Consider the following 13349-nt stretch of genomic DNA (forward strand, 5'->3'; position numbering starts at 1 on the left):
TTTCTTTGTGCAGCCGCGATTTTCGATCGGACGGTTATGCCTGGACTATTCTCGATGCCGCCACTGTTCCGCCAAATGGCGCATACGGTGAGATTCGTGAGGTCTTCGTGGATTCAAACGCGTGGACCTACGAGAAGGGCGTGAACCATGGTGAAAGTTATGAAAAGAGATACGGTATCGAGAATGTCAGGGGACGCCAGGGCCGGTTCGCAGAAACATTGCGACCAGCGGGCGCAACCTCCGGCATCATTGCCGATGTGACGAACACAGACTTCTTGCAGGCAATCTCGCTATTTCATACTCGCGAGAAACGACGAGAAGCGGAGCGGTCCGGAAAATCCGGAAGAGACCTGCCCGCCGTTACCGGCAACCGGCAAGCGCTCTTGAACCTGCCACTGAGTGCCTACAAGAAGTATGAGGCACAGGTTGAGACCGGCTTTGTACACGCAGCAAAGTTCCTGCACATGCTGCACATCTATCGCGTGTTCGACCTTCCCTATCAGTCGCAAATCGTCCCGCTAGCGGCGATTCTCGCCGACATCGGGAACGCTTGGGAACATGACACCACCCGCGCAAAACTGGTGCGGTGGTACTGGAATGGAGTCTTCGGCGAGCTCTATGGTTCGGCAGCCGATTCGCGTTTTTCTCAAGACTTCCTGGAGGTCCCGGCGTGGCTCAACGGTGGACCGGAACCGACGACGGTAAGCGAGACCATTTTCCGCGCCGACAGATTGAAAACGATGCGAATGCGTCTGTCAGCCGCATACAAAGGGGTAAATGCCCTGTTGATGAAGAGGGGTGCACAGGACTTCCGCTCGGGTCAGGAATTCGACCATATTGTGTTCTTCGGTGAAAACGTCGACATTCACCACATTTTTCCTCAGGACTGGTGCAAGTCGCACAACATCAAACCAGCCGTGTTCGATTCAATTATCAATAAGACGCCATTGTCCTATCGAACCAACCGGATTATCGGTGGAGTCGCACCGTCGGAGTATCTCGCGAAGCTTGAATCAGGAAACGCAACATCGCCATCAATCGAGCGTGGACGGCTAGACGAGCATCTTCGCTCACATTTCATAAATCCAGAACTGCTCCGCGCCGATGCCTTCTGAAGTTGACCCGCGAAAACGGACACCTATGCTTTTGATCAGGAGGTGTCGAAAATGGGCAGGCATCGTACCCCATACCCTGTGGAATTCCGGGCTCACATGGTCGAGCTGGTTAAGGCCGGAAGAACGCCTGAGGATCTGGCGCGCGAGTTCGAGCCGACCGAACAGACGATCAACAACTGGGTCGCGCAGGCCGATCGCGATGCGGGTGTGCGTCACGACGGGCTGACCACGGCCGAGCGGCAGGAACTCACACGGTTGCGTCGCGAGAACCGGCAACTGAAGATGGAAAGGGACATTCTCTCGCAGGCCGCGGCCTGGTTCGCGAGGGAGACGGGAGCCGTTCCGCCGAAGGGCGGTACGGATTCATGAGAGCGAACCGGGCCAGGTGGCCCATTGCCACGATGGCACGGCTGCTCAGGGTCTCCGCGAGCGGCTACTACGCATGGCTGGTGCGTGAGCCATCGAAACGCTCGTGTAGCGATGCGCAACTGCTCGAGCGCATCCGCACGCTGCATGCGAATTCACGCGGCACATATGGGGCGCCACGTATCCATGCGCAGCTCGCGTGGGAAGGCGTGCATGTGGGATGCAAGCGGGTCGCACGTCTGATGCACCTGGCCGGCCTGCATGGTGCGAGCCGGCGGCGCTGGCCACACACCACGCGGCAACGCGCGGGGGCTCGGCGCGCTCCGGATCTGGTGCGTCGGCACTTCTGCGCGGAGGCGACAAACATGCTGTGGGTGGCGGACGCCACCTACATCCCGACTGGCGAGGGGTTTCTGTATCTGGCCGTAGTCCTCGACGTGTTCAGTCGCCGAATTGTAGGCTGGGCGATGTCAAGCCATCTGTACACCGAACTGATGCTGCGCGCACTCGATATGGCGTTGCTGCAGCGACGCCACGAGGGCGTAATTCTACATTCGGACCAGGGATGCCAATACACCTCTATTGCATTCGGACGGCGCTGCCGCGAAGCCGGTGTGCAACCGTCGATGGGGACGGCCGGCGACGCGTACGACAACGCGATGTGCGAATCGTTCTTCGGCACGCTTGAAGCGGAGCTACTCTCGCGAGAACTCTTTGCGACTCGTGAACAGGCCCGGCAACGCATCTTCTGGTTCCTGGAGGGCTGGTACAACGTACGCCGCTTACACAGCGGCATTGGCTATCGTTCGCCGCTTGAATTCGAAAACCTCAACGTTAAAAGGCAAACCGTATCGCCTTGCGGGTTGTCCACCGGCGGGCAGCGTCATGGTCGTGAGAGGCGACCCGCCGCCCGCCCGTGGACAACCCGCGACTCAACACTCAACGGAGGTTAGATCGCATCAAATCGCAGGCTGCAAATCCGTCCGTCGAACCGGGTCAACCTCATTCGAAGCCTTCATGACTGACAGGCAAAGCAGACTTTTGGCATGCTACTTACTCAGGTAAACGAACAACAGAGTCTGACACAAAGCACCCAATGGAATCAGTTGCTTAGCGATGCCGTAATTACGTCCCGATGAAATGCAGTTTCCACACAAAGCGCAGCTCGACCCGATTCGCGCAGAGATCTTGCGACAGGAGGGTTTGATACAAGCGATGGCGCTACAAGGGGGACATGGGCGCCGACACTTTCACCCACTGCCGATCCCGCACGCCACTCAACAAGCAGGAAATCCTTACAACCGCAAACCTTCAGAAACGTAACAATGTGCCGTAAGCACAGATGCAAACGTTTGCTTAACGCTTCACCTTGGAGCATTCCTTGGAGTTCCATCCGGTTATATGCGGCTCCCCTGGCGCCGCGCTCGGAAATCGCCTTGCGCCGATGAGCAAAGCGAGGTGTCATTCAGCGATCTGCGCACCATCGCCGCACCGGTGCATGAGTTTACGTCGCTTTGCGAACGTTGGCCGTCGTGCCCACGACCGTATGCGCCAGCCCCAAGTCGGCGTCCACGTCAATACGGCACGTCGCGCCGAAGCGCCAGGTCTTGGTCTGATGCATCTCAGGGCCGCGCTCGCCGCCCTTGTTCGTCGTCGAACACGGCGTGGCAATCAGCATCGCATCAACCGCCGTGCCTGCCTTAAGCGTATAGGCATCAGGGCTCAGTGGCGTGTGCTCATTTATGCGCATCAACGCTCCGACGGCAAACGGCGGGGTGGCCCTTCGCCCAGGCTTGCGCGTGCGGTGCAATCAGCGCCATCAATTCTTTCGACGCGCGATGTGCGCCTTATCTCGTCGAGAAGCGCGCTTGTGCGTGCTGTGCGTCGATTGGTCAGGTCAACATTCGGGTCGCTTTGTCTCACACGTCCTTTCGTGCCCGGCATGCGCCGGCTCCAACATCAAAGTCCAGGCGAGCTTTGAACTCTATCTATCGCTGTCCCACTGCATCACCAAAAGGAAGGTGTCTATGAACAAACCGAATCAGGACGCGACTCAAACGATAACGGAATACGCAGCGGCAGAAATCGGTCGGGGCGACGAGGGAGGCGCCCTGTTCGATGTGTTGTCGTCCCTAAAAAGCAACATGTCGCGCCGCAACTTCCTGCAGGGACTCGGAGCGCTTGCTCTGACGGGATGTGGCGCCGGCTCGGGGTCCGACGGCAGTACGGGAGCAGCGAGTGCAGCGCGCAGCCAGCAGGCAGTCGCAAACGCACAGGCAATCGTAAACGGACCGTCTGGAAGCAGTTCATTCGTCCATCCCGGGCTGCTCCATACGCAAGCCGATTTGAACCGGATGGCCCAGAAGGTGGCAGCCAAGGCTTCGCCGTGGATCGACACCTGGAACCTGATGCTCACAAGCCCTTACGCCAGCACGTCATGGAAGCCCAGTCCCCAAGCGGTCATTTATAATGCCATGCCCGGCTACGCGGACAATTGCGGGTATCTGTACAACGACGTCGCCGCCGCCTATGCCAACGCGTTGCGCTGGAAGATTGCCGGAGACACGACGGCCGCCAATACGGCGGTGGCCATCATGAACGCCTGGGCGTCGACGCTGACGCAAATCGCCGTGTCCAACGGTAACTACGGCGGCTTCTTGCGGGCCGGGCTCCAGGGTTACACGTTCGCCAACGCCGCAGAATTGATGCGCGACTATCCGGGCTGGGCGCCGGCGGACTTCGCGGCGTTCCAGAACATGATGCTCAACGTGTTTTATCCGTTGAACGGAGGTGTCGCCAGCGGGACTGGCGCGGCCCTCGCCGTCTACGCAAGCTGGGATCTCCTCGCCACCGCCATGGTTCTAGCGGTAGGTGTCCTCTGCGACAACCAGACGATCTTCAACCAGGCGATCAGCTACTTCCAGCAAGGCCTTGGCAACGGCGCTATCGAGAATCTGGTCGTTCACCTTCATCCTGGCTATCTGGGCCAGACCCAGGAGGCTGGGCGCGACCAGGGACACGATACACTCAGCATTTCCGTGTTAGGTCCCATCTGCGAAATGGCGTGGAACCAAGGCATCGACCTGTACGGCTACGACAACAACCGGGCGTTGGCTGCCAGCGAATACGTCGCAAAGGGCAACCTCATCCAGTCAGGCACGACCTACTATTCCGTGCCGTTCGCTCCCTATTACTGCCCTACCAACAATGCGTATGACACCGTCTTTTCGACCGCAGCTCAGGGCAACACCCGGCCAGAATGGGCGCTGATTTACAACCATTACGTCAACCGGAAAGGCATTGCCGCTCCATACTGTCAGAAGTTTGCGACCTCGCACTCGCCGGAAGGCGGACTTGGCACCGGCGGCAATTCTGATCAGTTGGGCTATGGCACCTTGACCTTCCAGCGCGACCCGATTGCTCAAGGGACACCCCCCTCGGGCCTGACCGCGCCGACGATTGCCGGCCAGATCGTCCTGTCCTGGTGGGGAACCGCCTATGCGACCAGCTACAACGTCTACCGGAGCACGACGTCCGGCGGCCCCTACACGCTTGCCGCGAGCGGTATTTCCGATCTTCTGGCGTATACCGACGCCAACCTGCCCGCAGGCGCTTACTACTATGTGGTGACCGCGATCACGCCGTCCGGCGAAACGACGCAGTCAAGCGAAGCGATGGGCGTGAGTGGCACGCTGCTATACACCAACCTGACTTTCGACCAGGGGAGCGGCACCACCGCCTCCGATGCGACGCGCAATGGCAATAACGGCACGCTGCTCGGCGGCGCAACATGGGCGGCCGGCAAGCACAACACCGCCGTGCAACTCAACGGGAGCGGCGCCTATGTCACCCTGCCGGCCGGCTTCATCTCAGGCATCAACGACTTCACCATCGCGGCCTGGGTGTACTGGAATGGCTCCTCGAATTGGCAGCGTATTTTCGACTTTGGCAACAACAGCACTCGTTACATGTTTTTGACACCGCGAAGCGATAGCGGCCAGGTGCGGTTTGCGATTACGGACAGCGGCGGTGGGAATGCCGAGCAACGTATCAACGGCACTGCGGCGCTGCCGATGTCGCAATGGGTGCATGTCGCGGTGACGCTGTCCGGTGCGACTGGCACGTTGTACGTCAATGGAGCCGTTGTCGGAACCAATACCTCGATGTCACTTTCGCCGTTCCAATTGCGAGGTACGACGAACAACTGGCTGGGACGTTCACAATTTAATGACCCGTATTTCAGCGGTCTGATCGACGACTTCCGTGTCTATAACGGCGCCATGAGCGCGAGCGACATCGCCACGCTCGCCTCGTCCTGAGGTAGGTAGCATCGCACCGGCTTTTCGCGAGCCGGTGCGATCGGCTTCAGGAAAATGGCCGATTGGGTCAGACCACGGGCGGGCCAGTGTCGGCGTGGTGTACGGACCGCGAGTGCCTGATGCCAACGGGCTCAGCCAGCACAGATGAGCGCTGCGTCGTCGTTCGTTGGCTATGACTGCGGCCGGAACAGGGGTGTGCGCGCTGCGCGCAGTGCGACGCATGCTGCGCTGCGCTGGCAGATCACGCCGTGGAACCGGCTGACGCGGCAGGCGGCTTTGCCAGCCGGGTGAGTTGCGGCCGTCGCCACGCTCGCCGCATACCGGCAATGGGCCGCTTTCGGACCCCGAACCAACGTTCGCCATGGCGAGCCATCTACGGCTCTTCCCGAGGTAGAGCAGACGTTCACGGTGTACGACTCAAGCACCCTTGGCCAAGGCGGCTATTTACGTTGTCGCTCGTCAGGAGCGGCTGGATGACCTGACGATCATCCAGCGCCAATGCATCAGAATGTGGAACTGCCGAAGGTACTACAAGACGCTCAATAAAAACAAACTAAACCTCTACGACTGACGTCGACCGCCTGATCGCCACCTTCGAGGCTTGCCTCGCGGAGCTCGCCTGATCGTCCGCGCTGCGCTACTGATCGAGATTCGATAGCATCGCCGGCAGGTAGCGCGCACCCGCCGTCTTGTGCTGCGAGAGGAAAGCGCGAATGCTTTCCAGCTCGGCGGCCGTGAGCGTGACTGAAGCCGCCCCCAGGTTTTCCTCGAGGTACTGGCGCCGCTTGGTGCCCGGGATCGGCACCAGATCGTTGCCTTGATGAAGCAGCCATGCGAGGGCAATCTGGCCCGGCGTCACGGACTTGTCCTTCGCCAGCGCCTTGACGAAGTCGGCGAGCTTGATGTTCGCGTCGAAATTGTTGCCCTGAATGCGCGGATCGTTGGCAGCACGCCAGTCATCGGCGGGCAACTCTTCCGCCCGCCGCGCCGTGCCGGTCAGAAACCCGCGGCCAAGCGGACTAAATGGCACAAAACCAATGCCGAGTTCACGAAGCGCCGGCAAGACCTTGTCTTCGACACCGCGCTCGAACAGCGAATATTCACTCTGCAGGGCGGAAACCGGTTGCACCGCGTGCGCCCGCCGGATGGTATCGACGCTCGCTTCGGACAAGCCAAAAAAGCGCACCTTGCCGGCCGCGATCGCATCCTTCACCGTGCCCGCAACATCTTCGATCGGCACATCGGGATCGACCCGATGCTGATACAGTAAATCGATGTGATCGGTCTGCAAGCGCTTTAGCGAAGCATCAATCACTCCCTTGATGTGCTCGGGGCGGCTATTGAGGCCGCGCACACCATTTTCAAAGGCAAAACCGAACTTGGTCGCGATCGTGACCTCGTGCCGGCGCCCCTTCAACGCACGGCCGAGCAGTTCTTCGTTGGTGAATGGGCCATAGATTTCCGCAGTATCGAGAAACGCACAACCCAGTTCGATCGCCCGATGGATCGTTGCGACCGATTCCTCGTCGTCCGGCGTGCCGTATGCAAAGGACATCCCCATGCAGCCCAGCGCGATCTCCGACACCACAAGTCCTTCACGTCCAAGCTTCCGAGTCTTAAGCATGCTGCTCCTCCATCGAAAAGTGCTCCGTTTACGATGGCATATGCAGGAAGGGGATGTTAGTCAGTTCCTCTTGATTCATTGCCTGATTGTTCCGGACAGGCGCGCAATGAGAGTCGTAACTTCTTCTCGACCAAGACAGACCTTAAACCCAGCCGGTGTTTAGCCTACCGACTCCGGCAGCGTGCTCAAGCCATGTGTTAACCGCGCGTGATTACATGCCGGCGTGCCTGCCTTGATCTCGGGGTAATCGTTCGATCCGTGCAAAATCTCGGGAAGTTCGTGCCGAACGACTTCGCGCGGCAGCTGTGGATGCGCCATCGCCGATATTCTGCTCGGAAACCGCGTCATGCTTTCGCTCCGTCGCGCGCCGGGTGAGCAACGTCGTCGGTTGATGCAGAGCGGAGTGACCGGCGCTCGGCGACCAAAAGATGACTTACGTGCAGAAGTTGACGCGTTGATTCGCAGCGGCCGCGCAATTAACGCAACCGAAGCAGCGCGAGCCGCCGGGATTTCGCTGAAATATCTGAAAAAGAACTTTCCTGACCAACATGCGTTTTTGGTCAAACACGGCCGCGAATTGTCCGAGTCTCTTCGCCGGGAAGCGACAGAGACGTTCAACGTGATGTATTTGGATGAACGCAATTCCCTCCGCGCGGCGGGCGTATATCCCTCGCGAAGGCGGGTACTCGAACGATTGAACGGGAGAATAGTGCCTGGAAGTTTTCGGCGCGTGCAGAAAGCTCATCTCGGAGCGTTCGCCGCAACGGCCGCGAAAATCGCGGGGTCGACAGGAGGGAGGAGGAGGAGAGTTCGTCCGGATTTGGAACGACCCGGCCGCAAAGTCTAGCTCTGGACTTAACGTGGTAGCTACAGGTGTCGTTTACGACATCTGTGGCGAATACTCACAGGTTCAAAAATCGTTGAAACCCTTATTTGGCTTGGCGCGCCCGGCTGGGATCGAACCAGCAACCCCTGCCTTCGGAGGGCAGTACTCTATCCATTGAGCTACGGGCGCTTCACCATAAAACTGCGGGGAATCTACGCGAGAGCGCGCCAACCAGAACGGACGCGACGGCAACGCGAGAGACCGCAAGGATACCCGGTTTCGGCCGAACCGTCCACAGGACGGCCTCCGACGCCCATCCCAGCGTCTTCCCCGGCCCCTGCCATCGTCCATGCCGACCCGGGTAAACGCCTGCTGAACACCGTCCTGGCCCCCTCGCCGCCGCCGAAAGCTTGCGTCTATAATCGTCCGTGGCTGATAAAGAACAGGAAGTTGCCGTCGCGCTGTACCGCTCACACACCCACGGAGACGAGACAAGCATGAGCGAAGCACCACACGGAGCCCCGATCAAAACCCCAGCACAGCTCATCGCCGCGGTCATCGCCGGGTTTGCTGTGCCGATCGTCATCATCGTTCTGCTCGCCGTCTACGTCGATAATTCGACGCGCACCGGCGCCGGCACCGACTCTCTCTCCGAAGCCGAAGTCACCTCCCGCATCCATCCGATCGCCCACGTCGAGATCCGCGACGCCAACGCGCCGCGCGTCTACAAGAGCGGCGAGGAAGTCTACAAGGCGGTCTGCTCGGCGTGTCACGCGTCGGGTGCCGCAGGCGCGCCGAAATTTACCAACACCGCCGACTGGGCGCCGCGCATCGCGCAGGGCTTCGACACCCTGTGGCACACCGCCCTGTCCGGCAAGGGCGCCATGCCGCCGCGCGGCGGCACGAGCCCCGACGACTACAGTGACGTCGAGATCGCGCGCGCGGTCGTCTATATGGCGAACAATTCGGGCGCGAGCTTCCCCGAGCCGGCGCAGCCGGCGGCGGGCGCGGCCGCGGCATCCGGCGCGGCCGCGGCATCCGGTGCAGCAGGTGCATCGGACGCGGGCGCGGCCCAGGCCGCCGCGGCGATGGCCGCAATGGCCAGCGTGCCGCAGACTCCCGCCCCGGGAGCAGGTGGCGCGCAAAGCGCGGACGCCTCGCAGGCCGGCAAGGCGCTGTATCAGTCGGTATGCCAGGCCTGTCACGCGGCCGGCGTGCTGAACGCGCCGAAGTTCGGCGACAAGGAAGCATGGGCGCCGCGCCTGAAGGACCCGATGGACACCGTCTATAACTACGCGCTGCACGGCAAGGGTGCGATGCCGCCGAAGGGCGGCTCGAACGCATCGGATGCGGACGTGAAGGCCGCGGTCGACTATATGGTCAGCGCGGTGAAGTAAAGCACGCGGCATCGGTCGTCGCTGAAATGAAAAATCCCTGCATGCACTAACGCGATGCAGGGATTTTTTATGTGCAATCGCAAGCAAACGTACCTGGCGGGCACTTGCAGTCCCGCCCGCTCACGACTTCTGCAACAACGCCTTCAGGCTCGCGAGCCGGTCCTTCGGCGACATCGGCGCTTCTTCCGGTGTCGGCGGCGGCGCATCGTCGAGCAGCATTTCGTTGATGAAGCGCGACGCCTCGCAGACGACCGTCTCCCGCGCCCGCTTGCGCTTCTTGCACCAGTTCAGATGCAGGCTGCGCTGCGCGCGCGTGATCGCGACGTACATCAGCCGGCGTTCCTCCTCGATGCGCGCGTCGTCGATCGGCTCGTCGTCCGCGCCGCCCCGATGCGGCATGATGCCTTCCTCGACGCCGACCAGGAACACGTGCGGATACTCGAGCCCCTTCGACGCATGCACGGTCGACAGCCGCACCGCATCCGGATCTTCCTCGCGGCCTTCGAGCATCGACATCAGCGCGACCGTCTGGATCAGCCCGAGCAGGTTCTTGCCGGTGTCGCCGAAGCCGTCGGCGGTGTCGTAGCCGGTCGCTTCGCTGCCGCTGCCGTGCTCCGGCTCTTCCTTCGTGCCCTTGCGCTTGAGCCACTCGATGAACTCCAGCACGTTCTGCCACTTCGCCTGCGCCTGGCGTTCGTCGAACGCGTCGTGCAGATACACTTCGTAGTGGATCGCCTCCATCAGCTCATTGAGTAGCGTGCCCGCCGCGTCCTTCTCCGCGCGGTCGGTCAGGCGCTGCATGAAGTCGCAGAACGCGCGCATCGGCTCGATCTGACGCGGCGACAGACGCGCCTCGATGCCGCCCATGTAGACCGCCTCGAACAGCGACACCTTCGCCTGACCCGCGAACGCGCCGAGCGCCTCCAGCGTCGTATTGCCGACGCCGCGACGCGGTGTCGTGATCGCGCGGATGAACGCGGGATCGTCGTTCGCGTTGGCGATCAGACGCAGGTACGCGCAGATGTCCTTGATCTCGGCCTTATCGAAGAACGACTGGCCGCCCGACAGCACGTACGGAATCCGTTCGCGGCGCAGCACCTGCTCGAAGATGCGCGCCTGGAAGTTGCCGCGATAGAGGATCGCGTAGTCGCGGAAATTCGCGCGCCGCTCGAACTTGTGCGCGGACAGCCGAAACACGACGGACTCCGCCTCGTGCTCCTCGTCGTTGCAGCCCGTCACCGTGATCGTGTCGCCCATGCCGTGCTCGGACCACAGCTTCTTCTCGAACAGCTTCGGATTGTTCGCGATCACGTTGTTCGCGGCGGTCAGGATGCGCACCGTCGAGCGGTAATTCTGTTCGAGCTTGATCAGGTGCAGGTTCGGGAAATCCTTGCCGAGCTGGCCGAGGTTTTCGAGGGTCGCGCCGCGCCAGCCGTAGATCGCCTGATCGTCGTCGCCGACCGCCGTGAACGCCGCGCGCTTGCCGGCCAGGAGCTTCACCAGTTCGTACTGGCACGCGTTGGTGTCCTGATACTCGTCGATCAGCAGATAGCGCAGCTTGTTCTGCCAGCGGTCGCGCACCTGCTCGTTGCTCGCGAACAGTTCGGCGGGCAGGCGGATCAGATCGTCGAAATCGACCGCCTGGTAAGCGTGCAGCGTCGCCACGTAGTTGCGATAGACGATCGCCGCCTGATGCTCGTCCTCGGTCGAGGCGATCGCGATCGCCTGCTCGGGCATGATCAGGCCATTTTTCCACAGCGAGATGATCGACTGGATCTTGCGGATGAGGCCCTTGTCCGTCGAGCCGATCTGCTCCTGGATCATGCCGAAGCAGTCGTCGGAATCCATGATCGAGAACTGCGGCTTCAGGCCGACGTGCTCCGCCTCCTGACGCAAAATCTGCACGCCGAGCGAGTGGAACGTACACACCGTCAGCTGGTTCACGGGCACCTTGCGGCCTTCCTTGCCGGGTGCGGTCAGCGTCTTGCCTTCGAGCAGCTTGCCGACGCGCTCGCGCATCTCCGCCGCGGCCTTGTTCGTGAACGTGACGGCGGCGATGTGGCGTGGCTCGAAGCCCTTCGCTTCGATCAGGTGCGCGATTTTCTGCGTGATCACGCGCGTCTTGCCGCTGCCGGCGCCGGCGAGCACGAGACAGGGACCGTCGAGATAACGGACCGCTTCACTTTGAGCGGGGTTCAGGCCTGCGGACATTGTTTGTGGATGGGTAATGCGGTTGAGGGCCGCTGAGGTCGGACCGGCGGGTGGCGCCGGCCGAAGGCCCGGGGCATGCTGCGCGGCGCAATGCGCGCGAGAGGTGCGATGTTAACATGGCCACTGCGATGGCCACCGCGATGGACGCCCTCGTTGGATGCCTCGATGGTTCGGACGCCCCGACGGGCTGCGCGCAAGGCCGGCCGTCATGCTCAGCCCCCAGTCCAGCCCACAAATGCCACAATGATGAGATTGCGCGCCGCCGCCGCGGTGGCAAGGCGGCGCGCCGCTCCTCCAGGAAGACTCGCATGTCCGCATCGCTGAAAATTGGATTGATGGGCTACGGCTTCGCCGGCGCGACGTTTCACGCACCGGTGATCGAACACTGCGGACGCGCGAGGGTCGCCGCGATTGCGACCGGGCAATCCGAGCGCGCGCACGCCGACTATCCACACGCGAAAATCGTCGCCGATCTCGACGCGCTGCTCGCGCTCGACGACATCGACTGCGTCGTGATCGCGACCCCCAACGACACCCACTTCGACCTCGCGCGCCGCACCCTCGAAGCCGGCAAGCACGTGGTCGTCGACAAGCCTGTCACGCTGAGCGCCGCCGACGCCCACACGCTTGCCAATATCGCGCTGGCGCGCGGCAAACTGTTCGCGCCCTTTCACAACCGACGCTGGGACGGCGATTTTCTGACCGTGCGCGATCTGCTCGCACGCGTGGAACTGGGACGCGTCACGCAGTACGAATCGCGTTTCGACCGCTTCCGGCCGGGTGTGCGTCAGCGTTGGCGCGAAGACGTAACGCGCGGCGGCGGTCTGCTGTTCGATCTCGGTCCGCATCTGATCGACCAGGCGCTCGCCCTCTTCGGCGCGCCGAAGACCGTATCGGCGACGGTGCGCACCCATCGCGACGACGCAAGTGCACCCGACTACGTGCACATCCAGCTCGGCTACGACGAGTTCGAGGTCGTGCTGCACGCAAGCGCGCTGGCCGCGTTGCCGGGAGCGCGCTTTGCTATCCACGGCACGCGCGGCAGCTACGTGAAGTACGGCCTCGACACACAGGAAGATCAGCTGAAAGCGGGCCTGCGCCCCGGCGACGCAGGCTTCGGCGCCGGCAACAGCCCCGGCGTGCTGCGCGTGCTCGAAGGCGACGAGGAAGTCGAGTGCGAATTGCCGACCCGCAACGGCGAGTACGCAGGCTTCTATATTGCGTTGGCCGACGCGATCCAGAACCGCGTCGCATTTCCGATCAGCACGCAGGACGCGGTCGACGTGATGACGATCATCGAACTGGCCGCGCGCAGTTCCGAGCAGGGCGTGCGACTGCCGTTCGAGCGCATTCGCTGAACCCCGCCCCGCTGCGCGTCGACACCGCGCCACCACGATCTGTGTACCAAAAACGGGACCGCCTTTAGCGCCCCGAAGGCTGTCGGCGCGGGCTTTCCTGACGTTCCGGAAAGGAACACAACGTTACAAATTC

7 protein-coding genes, 1 tRNA gene and 2 pseudogenes are annotated in these 13349 nt (G+C 61.8%); 6 read left to right on the forward strand and 4 right to left on the reverse strand.

The features are described from left to right. Window positions 1–140: 140 nt before the first annotated feature. A complete protein-coding gene (locus tag OKW41_RS40265; RefSeq protein ID WP_429575909.1) occupies window positions 141–1115 on the forward strand; it encodes a hypothetical protein in 975 nt (324 codons plus the stop codon). A gap of 51 nt (window positions 1116–1166) precedes the next feature. Then, a pseudogene (locus tag OKW41_RS40270) lies at window positions 1167–2305 on the forward strand (IS3 family transposase); the annotation flags it as partial. A 683-nt stretch (window positions 2306–2988) separates the two neighbouring features. Here the strand turns inward: OKW41_RS40270 and OKW41_RS40275 are convergent. Continuing rightward, window positions 2989–3186: pseudogene (locus tag OKW41_RS40275) on the reverse strand (IS5/IS1182 family transposase); the annotation flags it as partial. 322 nt (window positions 3187–3508) lie between these two features. Between OKW41_RS40275 and OKW41_RS40280 the strand changes: the two are divergent. Continuing rightward, a complete protein-coding gene (locus OKW41_RS40280) occupies window positions 3509–5800 on the forward strand; it encodes a LamG-like jellyroll fold domain-containing protein (RefSeq protein WP_429575910.1) in 2292 nt (763 codons plus the stop codon). A gap of 637 nt (window positions 5801–6437) precedes the next feature. On the opposite strand, the gene OKW41_RS40285 is transcribed toward OKW41_RS40280, so the two are convergent. Then, a complete protein-coding gene (locus OKW41_RS40285) occupies window positions 6438–7424 on the reverse strand; it encodes an aldo/keto reductase (protein WP_429575911.1) in 987 nt (328 codons plus the stop codon). Between the two features lie 346 nt (window positions 7425–7770). Here OKW41_RS40285 and OKW41_RS40290 point away from each other — a divergent pair, with 346 nt between their 5' ends. After that, complete coding sequence (locus OKW41_RS40290) at window positions 7771–8271, forward strand: hypothetical protein (protein WP_429453863.1); 501 nt, start codon at window positions 7771–7773, stop codon at window positions 8269–8271. A 92-nt stretch (window positions 8272–8363) separates the two neighbouring features. Here the strand turns inward: OKW41_RS40290 and OKW41_RS40295 are convergent. Next, window positions 8364–8439 (reverse strand) — tRNA-Arg (locus OKW41_RS40295). Between the two features lie 308 nt (window positions 8440–8747). Between OKW41_RS40295 and OKW41_RS40300 the strand changes: the two genes are divergently transcribed. Next, window positions 8748–9647, forward strand: coding sequence for a c-type cytochrome (locus tag OKW41_RS40300; protein ID WP_429575912.1), 900 nt, complete (start codon window positions 8748–8750; stop codon window positions 9645–9647). Window positions 9648–9767: 120 nt separating this feature from the next. Here the strand turns inward: OKW41_RS40300 and OKW41_RS40305 are convergent, their stop codons facing one another. Next, window positions 9768–11858: a UvrD-helicase domain-containing protein gene (locus OKW41_RS40305; protein ID WP_429575913.1), complete on the reverse strand. Its 2091-nt coding sequence runs from the start codon at window positions 11856–11858 to the stop codon at window positions 9768–9770. Between the two features lie 308 nt (window positions 11859–12166). On the opposite strand from OKW41_RS40305, the gene OKW41_RS40310 reads away from it, so the two are divergent. Continuing rightward, window positions 12167–13216 carry an oxidoreductase gene (locus OKW41_RS40310; RefSeq protein WP_429453857.1) on the forward strand — a complete coding sequence of 350 codons (1050 nt, stop codon included), beginning with the start codon at window positions 12167–12169 and terminating at the stop codon, window positions 13214–13216. The last annotated feature ends 133 nt before the right edge of the window (window positions 13217–13349 follow it).

The organism is Paraburkholderia sp. UCT70, from assembly GCF_050434085.1.
Taxonomy (GTDB): Bacteria; Pseudomonadota; Gammaproteobacteria; order Burkholderiales; family Burkholderiaceae; genus Paraburkholderia; species Paraburkholderia tuberum.

Coding starts and splice junctions, on each gene's coding strand:
- OKW41_RS40280 (WP_429575910.1), top strand. CDS start 3,509: ATGAACAAACCGAATCAGGACGCGACTCAAACGATAACGGAATACGCA.
- OKW41_RS40285 (WP_429575911.1), bottom strand. CDS start 7,424: ATGCTTAAGACTCGGAAGCTTGGACGTGAAGGACTTGTGGTGTCGGAG.
- OKW41_RS40290 (WP_429453863.1), top strand. CDS start 7,771: ATGCTTTCGCTCCGTCGCGCGCCGGGTGAGCAACGTCGTCGGTTGATG.
- OKW41_RS40300 (WP_429575912.1), top strand. CDS start 8,748: ATGAGCGAAGCACCACACGGAGCCCCGATCAAAACCCCAGCACAGCTC.
- OKW41_RS40305 (WP_429575913.1), bottom strand. CDS start 11,858: ATGTCCGCAGGCCTGAACCCCGCTCAAAGTGAAGCGGTCCGTTATCTC.
- OKW41_RS40310 (WP_429453857.1), top strand. CDS start 12,167: ATGTCCGCATCGCTGAAAATTGGATTGATGGGCTACGGCTTCGCCGGC.